Source organism: Agrococcus jejuensis, from assembly GCF_007679035.1.
Lineage (GTDB): Bacteria > Actinomycetota > Actinomycetes > Actinomycetales > Microbacteriaceae > Agrococcus > Agrococcus jejuensis_A.
Genome location: NZ_VEFR01000001.1, coordinates 592,099 through 607,880, shown reverse-complemented (window position 1 = coordinate 607,880; position 15,782 = coordinate 592,099). Strand labels below are relative to the sequence as shown.

Genomic DNA, 15,782 nt, shown 5'->3' with positions numbered 1-15,782 from the left:
CACCATGCACCGTTCCATCCGCGCGATCGCAGGCATCGGCGCCTGCGCAGCGCTGCTCACCGGCTGCGCCTTCGGCGGCGGCGGCGCCACCGAGGCGACGACCGACCCCGACGAGGACGTGACGCTGACCTTCCAGTCGCTCGCGTTCCAGGACGCGACGATCCAGGCCACGCAGGACATCGTCGACGCGTGGAACGCCGACCACCCCGAGACGCAGGTCGACGTCGTGCAGGGCTCGTGGGACAACGTGCACGACCAGCTCGTGACGCAGTTCCAGGGCGGCGAGGCACCCGACATCATCCACAACGAGGCCTCCGACATGACGGGCTTCGCGCAGGACGGCTACCTCGCCGACCTCTCGCCCTACCTCTCCGACGACGTCGTCGACTCGGTGGGCCAGGGCATCTGGGACTCCGTGAGCATCGGCGACGAGGTCTTCGCTGCGCCGACCGTCATGCAGTCGTACGTCGTCTTCGCGAACACGGCGGCCTTCGAGGCCGCGGGCGTCGACGTGCCGACGGGCGACGAGCTGTCGTGGGATGCGCTGCGCGAGACCGCGCAGCAGCTGACGGCGGACGGCAGCTTCGGCCTCGGCTGGGGGCTGCGGCAGCCGACGGCGCCCTTCATGAACCTCGCGCTGGGCTTCGACGGCACGTTCTTCGACGTCGCCGACGACGGCAGCGCCACGATCGACGTCGGCGAGGGCGAGCTCGCCGTGCCCGAGGCCGTGCACGCCATGGCCTACGAGGACGCCTCGCTCGACCCCGTCACGCTCACGCAGTCGGGCGGCGACGTGCTGCCGGGCTTCCTCGGAGGCCAGTACGCCATGTACGTCGGCGGCTCGTACCTCGCGCAGCAGATCGCCGACTCGGCGCCCGAGGGCTTCGAGTGGACGGTGCTGCCGCCCCTGGCCGGCTCGAACGGCAGCGCGCAGGGCACGAGCCCGCAGACGCTCTCGGTGCCCGCGGAGTCCGAGCACGTCGATCGCGCCGCGGCCTTCATCGACTACTTCATGCAGGCCGACAACCTCGCCGCGATCGGCGAGGGCGACTGCCTCATCCCCGCGAGCGAGACCGCCCGTGCGGAGCTCGAGACCGCGACCGAGGGGCAGACGGGCTGGGCCGAGATGCTCGCATCGGGCTCGACGCTCGAGGCCGCGCCGTTCCAGCTCGCCTCGGACTACCCGCAGTGGAAGGACCAGTACGCGACCCCGGCCTTCCAGGAGTACCTCGCGGGCACCATCACGCTCGAGGAGCTCCAGCAGCGGCTCGCGGACGGCTGGGACCAGGTCGGCTGACCTCCTCAGTCCGGCGAGCACGGGCACGGCCAGCACACGCACGACACGACAGGAGCAGGACGCAGTGGCACGATCGATCGAGGACGCCGCGACGGGCGCGCTCGCAGGCTCGGCGGTGGGCGACGCCCTCGGCGGAGCCGCCGAGGGCAACACCCCCGAGGTCATCCAGGAGCGCTACGACGGGACGATCGAGGGCATCGTGCCCCCGTTCCACGCCGACTGGCGCACCGCCAGGCCCATCGCCCCGTACCACAAGGGCGACGGGCACGTCACCGACGACACCCTCATGACGAGCCTGCTCGTCGACGTCTACGCCGAGGTGCGCAGGCACCTCACGGCGCACGACGTCGCCGAGCACCTCGTGCCGCGCATGATCGGCGAGGTGCGGTGGATCCCCGAGCTCGAGGCCGAGGCGCTGCCGCTGCAGCGGGTGTTCCTGGCGGAGAAGTGGCTCGTCGCTCGCCTGCACTACGGGCACGTGGATCCGCGCGAGGCGGGCGTCGGCAACGTCGTGAACTGCGGCGCGACGATGTACGTCGCCCCGATCGGCCTCGTGAACGCGGGCGACCCGGCGGGGGCGTACGCGGAGGCGGTCGACGTCGCCGGTGCGCACCAGTCGAGCTACGGCAGGGAGGCCGCCGGCGTGTTCGCCGCGGCCGTCGCCGCGGCGACGGTGCCGGGTGCGACGGTCGCCGACGTCGTCGACGCGTCCCTCGCCCTCGCGAAGGACGGCACGCGCGCCGCGATCGAGGCGGTCGTCGACGCGGCCTCGCGGCTCGACGGCTGGCGCGACGGTGGGCTCGCGGTGCTGCGCGACGCCGTGCGCCCGTTCGACACCGTGGGCGACACGTACCGGCAGCCGGCGATGGATGCGCGGCTGCCGAGCCGCACGAAGGCCATCGAGGAGCTGCCGATCGCCTTCGGCATGCTCGTGGCGTGCGGCGGCGACTACCGCGAGGCCGTGCTCGGCGCCGTGAACTACGGTCGCGACTCCGACTCGATCGCCGTCATGGCGGGCTCGGTCGCGGGCGCGCTCGGTGGCGAGGAGACCGTGCCCGCCGAGTGGATCGACGCGGTGGGCGAGGCGTCGCGCCTCGACCTGCGCGCGCCCGGCGCCGTCATGGCCGAGGTGGCCCGCGAGGTGCTCGTCGCCGACGAGGCGCGGCTCGCCGCCCGTCGCACCGTGGCGGAGCGGCTCGGGATCGCCGTCTGATGCTGCGGCTCACCTGGACGCAGCCCGAGGATCTCGCCGCGCACGCGCTGGCGGCCGCACGCCTCGACGGCGTCGACGTCGTCGACCTCGAGGCCGAGCTCGTCGCGGCGGGCGGCGCGCTCGAGGCGCCGGCCTCCGGAGCGACGCCCGAGCGCGGATCGGATGCCCTGCGCGCGGTCGCGACGCGCGTGACGACCCAGGCGTGCGCTCGGCCCCGACCGCAGGCGCTGCTCGACGCCGAGCCCGACGCGTGGGAGGCGATGGCGCTCGTGCCGACGGCCCTGCCGGTCGCGCCGGGCCTCGACGACCGGCTGCGCGGCGCGTGGCTCGGCCGCGCCATCGGATGCCTCGTCGGCAAGCCCGTCGAGAAGATCCCTCGCGCCGGCATCCGCGCCATCGCCGAGGCCACGGGGCGCTGGCCCGTGCGCGGGTACTTCACCGAGGCGGGCCTGCCAGACGACGTCGCGGCCGCGTGGCCGTGGAACCGCCGCTCGCGCCCGACGAGCCTCGACGGCGTCATCGACGGCATGCCCGAGGACGACGACCTGAACTTCGCCGTGCTGGCGCTCGTCGCGCAGGAGCGGCACGGCGACGCGCTCACGACCGACGACATCGCGCGCCTCTGGCTCGAGCAGCTGCCCGCCGGCCGCATCTTCACCGCCGAGCGGATCGCGCTGCGCAACCTGCTCGCCGGCGAGGAGCCCGACGTCGCCGCCGAGGTCGCGAACCCGTTCGTCGACTGGATCGGCGCCCTCATCCGCGCCGACGCGTACGGGTGGGCGCATCCCGGCGACGCCGCGACCGCCGCGCGCCTCGCCGTGGCGGATGCGCGGCTCACGCATCGCCGCGCGGGCGTGCACGGTGCCGCCTGCATGGCGGGCGCCGCCGCCGCGGCCGTCGCGGGTGCGACGCCCGCCGAGGCCATCGAGGTGGGGCTCGCGTGCGTGCCCGCGCGCTCGCGCCTCGCCGACGCCGTGCGCCTCGGCCGCGACCTCGCCGCATCCGACCTCGACGACGAGGCCGCGATCGACGTGCTGCACGAGCGGTACGGCGAGCTGCACTGGGTGCACGTGCTGCACAACGCCGCCGTCATCGCGCTCGCGGCGATCCGCGGTGCCGACGACCTCGGCCACGCGGTGGGCCTCGCCGTCGCAGCCGGCTGGGACACCGACTCGGTCGGCGCCACCGTCGGCGGCCTCGTGGGTGCGCAGGGGACCGCGGCGATCCCCGCGCACCTCGCCGAGCCCATCCGCGGCATCTACCGCACGACGCTCGCGGGCTTCGACGGCATCGCCTTCGACGAGCTCGCCGATCGCACGCTCGCGCTCGCGCAGGTGCCCGCATGACGCTGCACGACCCGATGACGCACGACCCCGACGAGGCGGCGACGAACACGCTGGACCCGCTCGTGCCCAGACCGATCGACCGCGCGACGGTCGTGCCGGCCGACGGCGTCGTCGACGCGGCGACGTTCGACGTGGCGAAGATCCTCGCCGCACCCGACGACCCGGCGGACTGGGCCGCGTGGCGCGACGCCATCCGAGCGCTCGCCGCCGACGCCCGGGCGCGCCTCGGCCACGCCGACGCGGCGTACGACGCCGTGCCGTGGGCCTCGCGCTGCCGCACCGCCGCGCAAATCTGGCTGTGGGACGAGCGCCTGTACGACTGGCAGGCGCGCCGCTTCACGCCCGACCGCCTGCTCGCCGCGTACGACGACGTCGGCGGGCTCGACGGCCTCGTGCTGTGGCACGCCTACCCGTGCATCGGCATCGACGACCGCAACCAGTTCGACTGGTACCGCGACGTGCCCGGCATCGACGAGCTCGTCGCCGACCTGCAGGCGCGCGGCGTGCGCGTGTTCGTCGACTACAACCCGTGGGACACGGGCACGCGACGCGAGACCGACGCCGACGGACGCCCGTTGTCCGACGGCGAGGCGCTGCGCCGCACCGCCGACGCGCTCGGCGTCGACGGGGTCTTCCTCGACACCCTCAAGCACGCCGACGAGGAGTTCCTGCGATGGATGGGCGGCGAGGGCGGCGGCCGCCCGCTCGCGCTCGAGGGCGAGTCGCGTGCCCCGAGCGAGCGGCTGCGCGACCACGTCGTCTCGTGGGCGCAGTGGTTCGCCGACTCGCAGGCGCCCGGCGTCATGCGTGCCCGCCTCGTGGAGCGCCGGCACATGCTGCACTCCGTGCGCCGCTGGAACCGGCACCATGCCGAGGAGCTGCAGTCGAGCTGGATGAACGGCGTCGGCGTGCTCGTGTGGGATGCGGTGTTCGGCGTCTGGGTGGGCTGGAACGCTCGCGACCGCTCGACGCTGCGCCGCATGGCGCGCGTGCAGCGCGCGGCCCACGACCTGCTGGAGTCGGGGGAGTGGACGCCGCTCGCCGGCGCGACCGCCGCGGCTGCGGCAGACGGCGTGTACGGCTCGACGTTCCGGCTCGGCGACACGACGCTCGTGACGCTCGTCAACCGCGCCGACGTGGACCGGGAGGGCGCGTACCTCGCGCCGTCGCTCGCGGACGGCGACGCGTGGGACGTGACGGCCGGCGCGCGCGTCGAGGGCGCGACCGTGCGCATCCCCGCGCACGGCATCGCCGGCATCGTGGTGGTGCACGGCGAGGAGCCCGCGTGGCTCGCGCCGCTCGTCGCGGCTGCCGCCGCCGATCCGCACGACGACGACGCGACGTTCCCTGCGCGCGAGGCGGCGCTCGTGCCGCATGCGCGCTCGACGGGCGTCGCGCCGGCCGACGCCGTCCGCCTCCGCCCTGGCACGCGCACGCAGACGATCGAGTGGCGACGCCGCGAGACCGGGCTCGAGGGCGAGGCGCCGTACGTCGAGGAGTGGAAGCCCCTGCCTCCTCGCCTGCACGACGTGCAGCGGCTCGAGCGCACCGTCGTGCTCGGCGCCGTCGCCGTCGCGGCGCATCCCGTGACGGCCGGCGACGTCGCGGCCTGGCGCGGGGAGCCCGCACCGAGCGAGCCCGACGTCGCAGCGACGCGCATCGACCTCGACGAGGCCCGGGCCTTCGCGCGCGACCACGGCGCGCGGCTGCCGACGGATGCCGAGTGGCGCGAGGCGGCGGCCGCCGACGCGTTCACGCGGCCGGCGCCGAGCCCATGGGAGTGGACCGAGACCGAGCGCACCGACGGCGTGACGCGGCGCGTACTGCTCGTCGGCGGCAGCGGCGTCGTCGTGGAGGGGTCCGACTGGTACGCCGACGGCGGGCCCCAGCCGCGCGAGCGAGTGCTGTCGTGGCTGCGCACGGGGCTCGACCGCTCCGACGCGATCGGCCTCCGGCTCGCCTGGGATCTCGACGAGCAGCATGACCTCGACGACGAGCAGGAGGGCGACCGATGACCGGACCGCTCGACGGCGTGCGCGTCATCGACGCGTCGACGCTCTTCGCCGGCCCGCTCGCCGCGACGTTCCTCGGCGACTTCGGCGCCGACGTCACGAAGATCGAGCACCCGCGCCGCCCCGACGCCGCACGCGGCCACGGGCAGGCGAAGGACGGCGTGAACCTGTGGTGGAAGACGCTGGGCCGCAACAAGCGCGCAGCGACGATCGACCTGTCGAGCGACGACGGCGGCGACCTGCTCGTCGACCTCGCGACCGACGCCGACGTGCTCATCGAGAACTTCCGCCCCGGCACGCTCGAGCGTTGGGGCATCGGTCCCGAGCGGCTGCTCGCTGCGAACCCGCGGCTCGTCATCGCGCGCGTCACGGCGTTCGGGCAGACGGGCCCGCTCGCGCGACAGCCCGGCTTCGGGTCGATCGCCGAGGCGATGAGCGGCTTCGCCGCGCTCACGGGCGACCCCGACGGCCCGCCGATCCTGCCGCCGTTCGGCCTCGCCGACGGCATCACGGCCCTCGCGACCGCCTACGCCTGCAGCATCGCCCTGCGGCACGCGGAGCGCACGGGCGAGGGGCAGGTGGTCGACATGGCGATCATCGAGCCCATCCTCATGCTGCTCGGCGGCGGCATCACGGCGTACGACCAGCTCGGCTACCTGCAGCCGCGCACCGGCAACCGCTCGGTGAACAACGCGCCGCGCAACGTCTACCGCACGCGCGACGACCGCTGGGTCGCGGTGTCGACGTCGTCGCAGTCGATCGCCGAGCGCGTCATGACGCTCGTCGGCCGACCCGACGTGGTCGCCGAGCCGTGGTTCGCGACGGGCAGGGAGCGCGCGGCGCACGTCGAGGAGCTCGACGCCGCCGTGGGTGGATGGATCGCCGAGCGCGACCTCGCCGACGTCGCCGAGGCGTTCGCGCGCGTCGAGGCCGCCATCGGCGTGGTCGACGACGTCGCCGGCGTCATGGCGAACCCCCAGTACGACGCGCTCGGCACGATCCTCGAGATCGACGACGACGAGCTCGGGCGCATGCGCATGCAGAACGTGCTCTTCCGGCTGTCGGCGACGCCCGGCTCGGTGCGGCACACCGGGAGGCAGCACGGCGCCGACACCGCCGCGGTGCTCGCCGAGGTCGGCGTGACGCCCGAGCAGCTCGCCGCGCTGCGGGAGCGGGGCATCGCATGACCGTCGCGCTCTACGTGCCCGGCGACCGGCCCGACCGCTTCGCGAAGGCCGTCGCGACCGGGGCCGACGTCGTGATCCTCGATCTCGAGGACGCCGTCGCGGCCGACGCGAAGGATGCCTCGCGCACGGCGGTCGACGCGTGGCTGGCCGAGCACGGCGGCGCCGGGCTGCAGGTGCGCGTGACCGCCGGCTCGGGCGACGACCTCGCCATGCTCGCGGCGCACGACGTGGCCGTGCGGCTGCCGAAGGTGCGCGGTGCGGCCGACGTCGACGCGGTCGTGGACCGGCTCGCGCACCCGGACCGCGTCGATCGGCCGATCCATGCGCTCGTCGAGGACGCCGCGGGACTCACGGCGCTCGACGAGATCGCACGCCACCCCGCCGTCGCCTCGCTCGCGATCGGCGAGGCCGACCTGCGCGCCGATCTCGGTGCCACGAGCCCAGCGATGCTGCAGCACGCGCGCATCCTGCTCGTCGTCGCGGCTCGCGCCGCCGGCCTGCCCGCGCCGCTCATGGCCGCGTACCCTGCGGTGCGCGACCTCGACGGGCTCGAGGCCGACTGCCGCGCGGGCGCCGCGCTGGGCTTCGGCGGCCGCACCGCGATCCATCCGTCGCAGGTCGACCGCATCCGCCGCGCATTCGCGCCGAGCGACGCCGAGGTGGCGTGGGCGCGCGAGACGCTCGCGGCGCTCGCGAGCGGCGGCGTCGCGACGCTCGCCGACGGGCAGATGGTCGACGAGGCCATGGCTCGCCGAGCCCGGGCGACGCTCGCCCGTCTCGAGCGCTCGTAGCCCGAGCGCCGCGCGAGGCTAGCGCAGGCGGATGCGGTTGCCCCACGGGTCGTCGAACGACAGCGTGCGACCGTCGTCGGCCGTCTGCACGCCGCGGGCCGCGAGGCGCTCGCGTGCCGCGCCGAGGCCGTCGGCACCCGGCACGACGATGTCGACGAGCCCGAGCCCGAGGGTGTTCGCGCGTCGCCCCGCGCCCGCCGAGTTCCACGTGTTCATCGCCATGTGGTGGTGGTAGCCGCCCGCGCTCACGAACACGGCCTGCGAGCCGTAGGCCGCGGTCTCGGCGAAGCCCAGCGCATCCACGTAGAACTGCCGCGCGGTCGGCACGTCGCCCACCTGCAGGTGCACGTGCCCGACGACCGCCCCCGCGGGCGTGCCGGTGGCATCGCCCGAGCCGAGGTGCTCGGCGACGAAGGCGCTCGGGTCGAAGCCCTCGGTCGTCATGTGCACGCGGTCGCCCTGCCACTGCCACGACTCGCGCGGGCGGTCGACGTACAGCTCGACGCCGTTGCCGTCGGGGTCGACGAAGTAGAACGCCTGCGACACGTGGTGGTCGCCCACCCCGGCGAAGACCATGCCGGGGATCTGCGTCATGCGCACGACGGCTGCGGCGAGCGACGTGTGGTCGGGGTAGAGCACCGCCGTGTGGAAGAGGCCCGCGTCCTGCGGGTTCGGGCCGCGCAGGTCGGGGGCGGCCTCGAGGCGCACGAGCGTGCGGCCGTCGACGCCGAGCTCGACGACGCCGGGCGACTCGGCCACCTGCACGAGGCCGGGACCGGCCTGGTACCAGTGCTCGAGGCGCGCGAGGTCGGCGGTGCGGAGGGTCACGGGACCCATGTGGGTCGCGTCGGGCAGCAGATCGTTCACATTCGAAGGAACCACGGTGCCCTCCTCGGCATTCCGCCGACCGTCGCGGCCTACGCGTCCGTGCCCGGCACGTGCCGCTCGTCGGGCCCGTCGTACGCCGAGAGCGGGCGGATGAGCGCGTTCGAGGCCGCCTGCTCCATGACGTGCGCCGTCCATCCCGTGATGCGGGATGCGACGAAGAGCGGCGTGAACGTGGGGGTGTCGAAGCCCATGAGGCGGTATGCGGGACCCGAGGGGTAGTCGAGGTTCGGGTGGATGCCCTTGCGCTCCACGAACTCGCGCTCGAGCTCCTCGTAGAGCGCGAGCATGTCCTGCGCCCCGTAGTGCTCGACGAGCTGGTCGAGCGCCGCCCGCATGGTGGGCACGCGCGAGTCGCCGTGCTTGTAGACGCGGTGCCCGAAGCCCATGATCTTGCGCTTCTCGGCGAGCGCTGCATCCAGCCAGCCCGACACCTTCGACGCGTCGCCGATCTCGTCGAACAGGTGCATGACGGCCTCGTTGGCGCCGCCGTGCAGCGCGCCCTTCAGCGCGCCGATGGCGCCGACGACGGCGGAGTACAGGTCGGAGGTCGTCGACGTGATGACGCGCGCCGTGAACGTCGAGGCGTTGAACGAGTGCTCCGCGTACAGCACCATCGATCGCCGGAAGGCATCGACGACGACGGGCTCGGGCTCCTCGCCGAACGTCATCCACAGGAAGTTCGCCGAGAAGTCGAGGTCGTCGCGCGGCGCGACGAGGTCCTGCCCGCGTCGGCGGCGCTGGTCGTACGCGACCATCGCGGGGATGCGGGCGAGCAGCCGCACGGACTTGTCGAGATCCGAGGCGGGCGATGCGTCGTTCGCGGCCGGGTCGTCGGCACCCGTCGCCGAGACGGCCGTGCGCAGCACGTCCATGGGATGCGCCGTGTCGGGGGAGCGGTCGATGAGCTCGCGGGTCAGCGGGTCGAGCGCGCGGTCGCCGCGCTCCTGCTGCATGAGCGCGTCGAGCTCGCCATCCGTCGGCAGCTCGCCGTGCCACAGCAGGTGCGCGACGGCCTCGAACGACTGCGTGTCGGCGAGCTCCTGCACGGGATACCCGCGGTACAGCAGGCTGTTCGTGTCGGGGTTGACCTTCGAGATCGCCGTCGTGTCGACGACGACGCCCGCGAGGCCCTTCTTGATGTCCTGATCGGTCATGCTGCGCTCCTTCGCGTCGGTGCTGCTCAGTCGTGGGTGCGCGCGGGATCGCCCGGCACCTCGAAGTCGAACACGCCTGCGTCGAACGACGCGTACGCCTCGTAGTCGTTGAGCTCGTAGAGCCTGGCCCGAGTCTGCATGCTCGGCACCTGGCTCGCCAGGGATCCCTCGTCGACGAGCGCGTCGAGCGCGCGCTCGATGGCGCCGAAGGCGACGCGCAGCAGCGACACCGGATGGATCACCATGCTCACGCCGACGTCCTCGAGCTGCTGCGCCGTCCACAGCGGGCTCTTGCCGAACTCGGTCATGTTCGCGAGGATCGGCACCTCGACGGCGGCGCGGACGGCGGCGAACTCGTCGAGCGACGCCATCGCCTCGGGGAAGATCGCGTCGGCGCCCGCGTCCTGCAGCGCCTTCGCGCGGTCGACCGCGGCATCCAGTCCCTCGACGCCGCGCACGTCGGTGCGCGCCATGATCACGAGGCCCGGATCGCGGCGCGCGGCGACGGCTGCGGCGATGCGCTGCGTCGCGGTGGCGAGCGACACGACCTCCTTGCCGTCGAGGTGGCCGCAGCGCTTGGGGTTCACCTGGTCCTCGATGTGCAGGCCGGCGACGCCCGCATCCTCGAGCTCGTGGATCGTGCGGGCGACGTTCATCGGCTCGCCGAAGCCCGTGTCGGCGTCGACGAGCACGGGCAGCGACGTCTGGCGTGCGACCTGGTGGGCGCGCTGCGCGACCTCGGTGAGCGTCGTGAGGCCGATGTCGGGCAGGCCGAGCTCGGCGGCCATGACGGCGCCCGAGAGGTAGACGCCCTCGAAGCCCTTGGCCCCGATGAGCGCCGTCGACAGCGGCGTGAACGCGCCGGGGAAGCGTTGGATGCGCCCCGAGGCGAGCCCGTGCCGGAACGCCTGCCGCTTCGCGCGGGCGTCGATGGGGGAGGAGAGCACTAGAACAGCCCGCTCGTGGTCGCCGGCACGATGCGTCCGCTCGGCGCGACGACGGTCAGCTGGCGCACCTCGTCGCTGGTGAGCTCGGGCAGACGCTCGGCGAGGTCGACGAAGCGTGCGAGCTCGGCGGCGTCGATGACGCCGTCGGCGAGCGTGTGGAGCTTCTCGAGGTACTGCGCCCTGGCGAACGGGCGTGCGCCGGCGGGGTGCGCGTCGGCGACGGCGATCTCGTCGACGATGCGGTCGCCGTTCGTCAGCGTGATCTCGATGCGGCCGCCGAACGCCTTCACGTCGGGGTCGGGATCGTGGTAGCGCGCGGTCCACACGGGGTCCTCGACCGTCGTGACCTTCTGCCACAGCGCGACGGTGTCTGGCCGGCCGGCGCGCTCGGGCGCGTACGAGTCGACGTGGTGCCATCCGCCGTCCTGCAGGGCGACCGTGACGATGTACGGGATCGAGTGGTCGAGCGTCTCGCGCGACGCCGTCGGGTCGTACTTCTGCGGGTCGTTCGCGCCGGAGCCGATGACGTAGTGCGTGTGGTGCGACGTGTGCAGCACGATCGACGCGACGTTCGCCGGGTCGCGCAGCTCGGGGCGCTCGGTGCCGAGGCGGCGGGCGAGGTCGATCCACGCCTGCGCCTGGTACTCGGCCGAGTGCTCCTTCGTGTACGTGTCGAGGATCGCGCGCTTCGGCTCGCCCGCCACGGGGAGCGGCACCTCGTAGCGCGCGTCCCAGCCGCCGAGCAGCCACGCGATGAACCCGTCCTCGCCCTCGTAGATGGGCGTGGGGCTCGTCTGGCCGCGCATGGCGCGATCGACGGCCTCGATCGCCATCTTGCCTGCGAAGGCCGGCGCGTGCGCTTTCCACGTCGAGATCTCGCCCTTGCGCGACTGCCGCGTCGCGGTCGTCGTGTGCAGCGCCTGGCCGACGGCCTGGAAGATCGTCTCGCGGTCGAGCCCGAGCAGCGTGCCGATGCCGGCGGCGGCCGAGGGGCCGAGGTGCGCGACGTGGTCGATCTTGTGCTCGTGCAGGCAGATGGCGCGCACGAGGTCGACCTGGATCTCGTAGCCCGTCGCGATGCCGCGCACGAGCGCCGCGCCATCGGCACCGGTGTGCTGCGCGACGGCGAGGATCGGCGGGATGTTGTCCCCGGGGTGCGAGTAGTCGGCGGCGAGGAACGTGTCGTGGAAGTCGAGCTCGCGCACGGCGACGCCGTTCGCCCACGCCGCCCACTCGGGGCTCACGCGGTCGTCGATGCCGAAGACGGTCGCCCCCGGGCCCGTCCTGTCGGGCACTGCGGGGTGCCGCTGCGCCTGCTCGCGCGCCGCCGTCACGGGTGCGCGGGTGAGGCTCGCGATCGCGACCGAGGCGTTGTCGAGCACGCGGTTGACGATCATCTCGGTGACGTCGGCGTCGACGGCGACGGGGTCGGCGGCGACCTCGGCGATGCGCCACGCGAGCTGCTGCTCGCGGGGCAGGTGCTCGGCGCTGCGGTGGGCACGGAGGTGGTGGAGCTCGGTCATGCCGTCCTCTCGGTGGGTGCGGTCGTGGTCGTCGTCAGCGCCTGCTCGACGCTCGCGAGGGCGCGGTGCAGGTGCACGTGGGTGGCGTGGGCGGCGAGGTCGCCGTCGCCGGCTGCGATGGCGCGGGCGATGAGCGCGTGCTCGGCGGCGGAGTCGCGCAGGCGCTCGGGACGGTCGCTCGCGAGTCGGCGCACGCGGCCGAGATGCGCGCGCACGGGTTGCAGCGCGCGGGCGAGGAAGTCGTTGGCGACGGCGCGCTCGATGGCTGCGTCGAGCTCGGCGACGCGCGCGTAGTACGAGCCGACGTCCTCCGTCGCGTCCGCCTGCGCGAACGCGTCGGCGAGCGGCGCGAAGGCCGCCCGATCGCCGTCGGCGCGCGCCGCTGCCAGCCTGGCGGCGCTCTCCTCGAGCGCGCGGCGGACGGCGAACAGGTCGCGGATCTGGTCGAGGGAGACGTCGGCGACGACCGTGACGCGAGGGCTGCGCCGCACGACGAGGCCCTCGGCCTCGAGCCGGTCGAGCGCCTCGCGCAGCGGCGTCCTGCTCACGCCGAGGCGCGTCGCCTGCTCGACCTCGCCGAGCACCGAGCCGGGCGGCAGGGCGCCCGACTGGATGTCGTCGCGCAGGCGCTCGATGGCGTGCTCGCCGGCTCGTCGCCGCGTGCTCGCATCCATGCCCACGCCCCGAGTGTATCCATTCGTGGGCGCGCAAGGCAGGATCGCGGCGAGAATCGCCGGGACTGCATGCAGCGGGTCAGCGCGGACCGAGGTTCCCGAGCGCAGCGCCGAGCCCCGCGACGACGAGGATCACGATGCCGAGCACGTGCACGACGCGGCCGGCGACGAGCATCCGCAGACCCGGTCCGTCGTACCCGGCGGCGCCGAACACGAGGCTGCGAGCGGCCGGACTCCACCGGATCCGGAACCCGATGCGGCGCAGCTCGTGCGACGGCACCGCGAACGCGGTGCCCGCGCGCTCGCGCGGCGCCTTCCACGCAGCCTGCGCCGCGTACCAGCCGATCACGACGAAGGGCATGACGAGCGTCGCGCCCCACGCGGCGAGCGCGACGCCGATCGCCGTGCCCGCTCCGCCCTCGAGCGCTCGCGCCAGCGCGATCCCGCCGGCCACGAGGCCCGCACCTGCCGGGACGAGCACGATTCCCCACGCCCAGCCGGGATGCGCACCGCCGCGCTGCGGGCGACGCACGCGCCCTGCCTCCTGCCACCCCATGGGGACCTCCTCGGTCGACACCACGCTAGGTGCGAACCGCTGGGCGTCCGCAGGGCGGACGGCCTGATCAGGTGCCGCAGAAGGTCCGATAGGCGCCGAACGCCTCGGGGGCCGGCGCGGCGTACCGCTCGAACCCGGGTCGCTCGACGTAGGGCGTCGTCACCGCGTCGAGCAGCCGCTCGAACGGTGCGAGGTCGCCCTCGGTGGCGGCGGCGAGGGCCTCCTCCACGAGATGGTTGCGAGGGATGACGACGGGATTGACCGCGGCCATCGCCGACCCGTCGGGGCCCAGCGCCGTCCAGCGCCGCGCCCAGTCGTCGAAGCCCGGCGATGCGCCCAGCAGCGCACGCAGGCGCTGGTCGTCGCCCAGCGCGGCGTCGGTGAGCGCGCGGAAGCACGAGGTGTGGTCGGCGCGCGTCTCCTGCAGCATCCCCATGAGGTCGCCGACCAGCGCGGCGGCGTCGGGATCGTCGAGGTCCTGCCGCACGCCGAGCTTCGCGAGCATGCCGGTCCTCCAGGCGCTCGCGTGCTGCGGCGCGAAGTCGTCGAGCGCCGCCTGGGCCAGCTCGAGCGCGCGGTGGGGGTCGTCGTCGAGCACGGGCAGCAGCGCCTCGGCGAGCCGTGCGAGGTTCCAGGCGGCGATGCCCGGCTGGTTGCCGTACGCGTAGCGACCGCCGGTGTCGATCGAGCTGTAGACCGTGCTCGTGTCGAACGCATCCAGGAAGGCGCACGGGCCGTAGTCGATGGTCTCGCCCGAGAGCGTCATGTTGTCGGTGTTCATCACGCCGTGGACGAAGCCCACGAGCATCCAGTGCGCCACGAGCGCGGCCTGCGCGGCGACCACGCGCTGCAGCAGCCCCAGCGCCGGGGCGTCGGTGCCGACCAGGTCGGGGTGATGGCGGTCGATCGCGTGGTCGACGACGCGACGCAGCAGGGCGCGGTCGCCCGTGGCGCTCGCGTACTGGATGCTGCCGACGCGCAGGTGGCTGCTCGCGATGCGCGCGAGCACGGCGCCGGGCAGCGTCGTCTCGCGACGCACGGCCCCGCCCGTCGCCACGACCGCGAGCGAGCGCGTCGTGGGGATGCCGAGCGCGTGCATCGCCTCGCTCACGAGGTGCTCGCGCAGCATGGGGCCGGCGGCCGCGAACCCGTCGCCGGCTCGCGCCGTGGGCGTGCGCCCCGAGCCCTTGAGGTGGAGGTCGAGCAGCCGACCGTCGGGAGCGCGCAGCTCGCCGAGCAGCAGGGCGCGGCCGTCGCCGAGGCGAGGGGAGTAGGAGCCGAACTGGTGCCCGGCGTACACCTGCGCGACGGGCGTGGCGCCGTCGGGCAGCCGGGTGCCCGTGAGCAGGCCGACGCCCTCCGGGCCGCGTAGCCAGGACGGGTCGATGCCGACCTCCTCGGCGAGCGCCGCGTTCAGCACGAGCAGACGCGGAGCGGGGGGCTCGGCCGCCTGCCAGGGGATCGCCAGCTCCGGCACGGCACCGGCGAAGCCGCCCTCGAGGGCGATGGTCGGCTGCGTGGCGGTCCCCATGCGCACGAGCGTACGCGCGCCGACCGACGCGGTCAGGCCCCGAGGTCGCGCTCGAGCACGGGCGCGAGGCGGAAGGGGATGAGCTCGCCCATCGACAGCCACGTCTCGGTGCGCTCGACGCCGTCGCACTGCAGCACGAGCTTGTTGACGCGGTAGAGGTCCTCGGCGTCCTTGCAGACGCAGCGCACGAGCACGTCGGCCTGCCCGGCGATGCCGTGCGCCTGCACGACCTCGGGGATCTCGCGCAGCTGCGCGACGACGTGGTCGATCTTCGGCTGGTCGACATGCGTCGCCATGAACACCGTGAGCGGATAGCCGAGGGCCTCGGCGTGCAGCCTCCGGTCGAAGCCCTGCAGCGCGTCGGACGCCTCGAGCGCCTGCACGCGCGCCTGCACGGTGTTCCGGGCCAGGCCGAGCCGCTCGGCGATCGCGACGATCGTCGAACGGGGATGCTCGGTCATGGCGAGCAGGATCTTCCGATCGGTGTCGTCGACGGTGCGCATGCGCAGCATCCTATGCGCCGCAGATGGATGCGCGAAGCATTCTGCGCAATCCCGCGCGTCGGCGTTGCTCGATCTGCTCCGCCTCGCTAGCGTGGCTGGACGCGGACCCGCACCCAGGTCCGCGACAGCGCCCACGAGGCGCGCCGGACGAGGAGGTCCA

At 74.1% G+C, this 15,782-nt stretch carries 14 protein-coding genes; 6 read left to right on the top strand and 8 right to left on the bottom strand.

Annotation, left to right across the window (positions count from 1 at the left end; all coding sequences use genetic code 11):
* Positions 1-4 precede the first annotated feature (4 nt).
* From FS793_RS02870 to FS793_RS02845, 6 genes are all read left to right on the top strand, one after another.
* Entirely contained in the window at positions 5-1,297 is a 1,293-nt protein-coding gene (locus FS793_RS02870; protein ID WP_144718312.1) for an ABC transporter substrate-binding protein, read from the top strand.
* A 64-nt stretch (positions 1,298-1,361) separates the two neighbouring features.
* A complete protein-coding gene (locus FS793_RS02865) occupies positions 1,362-2,510 on the top strand; it encodes an ADP-ribosylglycohydrolase family protein (protein ID WP_144718310.1) in 1,149 nt (382 codons plus the stop codon).
* Positions 2,510-3,856, top strand: coding sequence for an ADP-ribosylglycohydrolase family protein (locus tag FS793_RS02860; protein WP_144718308.1), 1,347 nt, complete (start codon positions 2,510-2,512; stop codon positions 3,854-3,856). Before FS793_RS02865 ends, FS793_RS02860 begins: the two co-directional genes overlap by 1 nt.
* Complete coding sequence (locus tag FS793_RS02855) at positions 3,853-5,871, top strand: SUMF1/EgtB/PvdO family nonheme iron enzyme (RefSeq protein ID WP_260979990.1); 2,019 nt, start codon at positions 3,853-3,855, stop codon at positions 5,869-5,871. Before FS793_RS02860 ends, FS793_RS02855 begins: the two co-directional genes overlap by 4 nt.
* The gene (locus FS793_RS02850; protein ID WP_144718306.1) at positions 5,868-7,055 is read left to right on the top strand and encodes a CaiB/BaiF CoA transferase family protein; all 1,188 of its coding nucleotides are present in this window, start codon (positions 5,868-5,870) and stop codon (positions 7,053-7,055) included. Before FS793_RS02855 ends, FS793_RS02850 begins: the two co-directional genes overlap by 4 nt.
* A complete protein-coding gene (locus tag FS793_RS02845) occupies positions 7,052-7,846 on the top strand; it encodes an HpcH/HpaI aldolase/citrate lyase family protein (RefSeq protein WP_144718304.1) in 795 nt (264 codons plus the stop codon). Before FS793_RS02850 ends, FS793_RS02845 begins: the two co-directional genes overlap by 4 nt.
* An 18-nt stretch (positions 7,847-7,864) precedes the next feature.
* Here the strand turns inward: FS793_RS02845 and FS793_RS02840 are convergent, their stop codons facing one another.
* From FS793_RS02840 to FS793_RS02805, 8 genes are all read right to left on the bottom strand, one after another.
* Positions 7,865-8,713 carry a VOC family protein gene (locus tag FS793_RS02840; RefSeq protein ID WP_260979989.1) on the bottom strand — a complete coding sequence of 283 codons (849 nt, stop codon included), beginning with the start codon at positions 8,711-8,713 and terminating at the stop codon, positions 7,865-7,867.
* A 50-nt stretch (positions 8,714-8,763) separates the two neighbouring features.
* The gene (locus FS793_RS02835) at positions 8,764-9,888 is read right to left on the bottom strand and encodes a bifunctional 2-methylcitrate synthase/citrate synthase (protein WP_144718303.1); all 1,125 of its coding nucleotides are present in this window, start codon (positions 9,886-9,888) and stop codon (positions 8,764-8,766) included.
* A 26-nt stretch (positions 9,889-9,914) separates the two neighbouring features.
* A complete protein-coding gene (prpB, locus tag FS793_RS02830) occupies positions 9,915-10,835 on the bottom strand; it encodes a methylisocitrate lyase (RefSeq protein ID WP_144718301.1) in 921 nt (306 codons plus the stop codon).
* A complete protein-coding gene (locus FS793_RS02825) occupies positions 10,835-12,358 on the bottom strand; it encodes an MmgE/PrpD family protein (protein WP_144718299.1) in 1,524 nt (507 codons plus the stop codon). Before FS793_RS02825 ends, prpB begins: the two co-directional genes overlap by 1 nt.
* Positions 12,355-13,032, bottom strand: a complete 678-nt coding sequence (locus FS793_RS02820) for a GntR family transcriptional regulator (protein WP_144718297.1) — start codon at positions 13,030-13,032, stop codon at positions 12,355-12,357. The genes FS793_RS02825 and FS793_RS02820 overlap by 4 nt, the downstream gene beginning before the upstream one ends.
* Before the next feature lie 79 nt (positions 13,033-13,111).
* Positions 13,112-13,588, bottom strand: a complete 477-nt coding sequence (locus FS793_RS02815) for a hypothetical protein (protein ID WP_144718295.1) — start codon at positions 13,586-13,588, stop codon at positions 13,112-13,114.
* Between the two features lie 67 nt (positions 13,589-13,655).
* Positions 13,656-15,119: a protein adenylyltransferase SelO gene (locus tag FS793_RS02810; protein WP_144718294.1), complete on the bottom strand. Its 1,464-nt coding sequence runs from the start codon at positions 15,117-15,119 to the stop codon at positions 13,656-13,658.
* Between the two features lie 32 nt (positions 15,120-15,151).
* Positions 15,152-15,622, bottom strand: coding sequence for an Lrp/AsnC family transcriptional regulator (locus tag FS793_RS02805; RefSeq protein ID WP_144718292.1), 471 nt, complete (start codon positions 15,620-15,622; stop codon positions 15,152-15,154).
* Positions 15,623-15,782 lie beyond the last annotated feature (160 nt).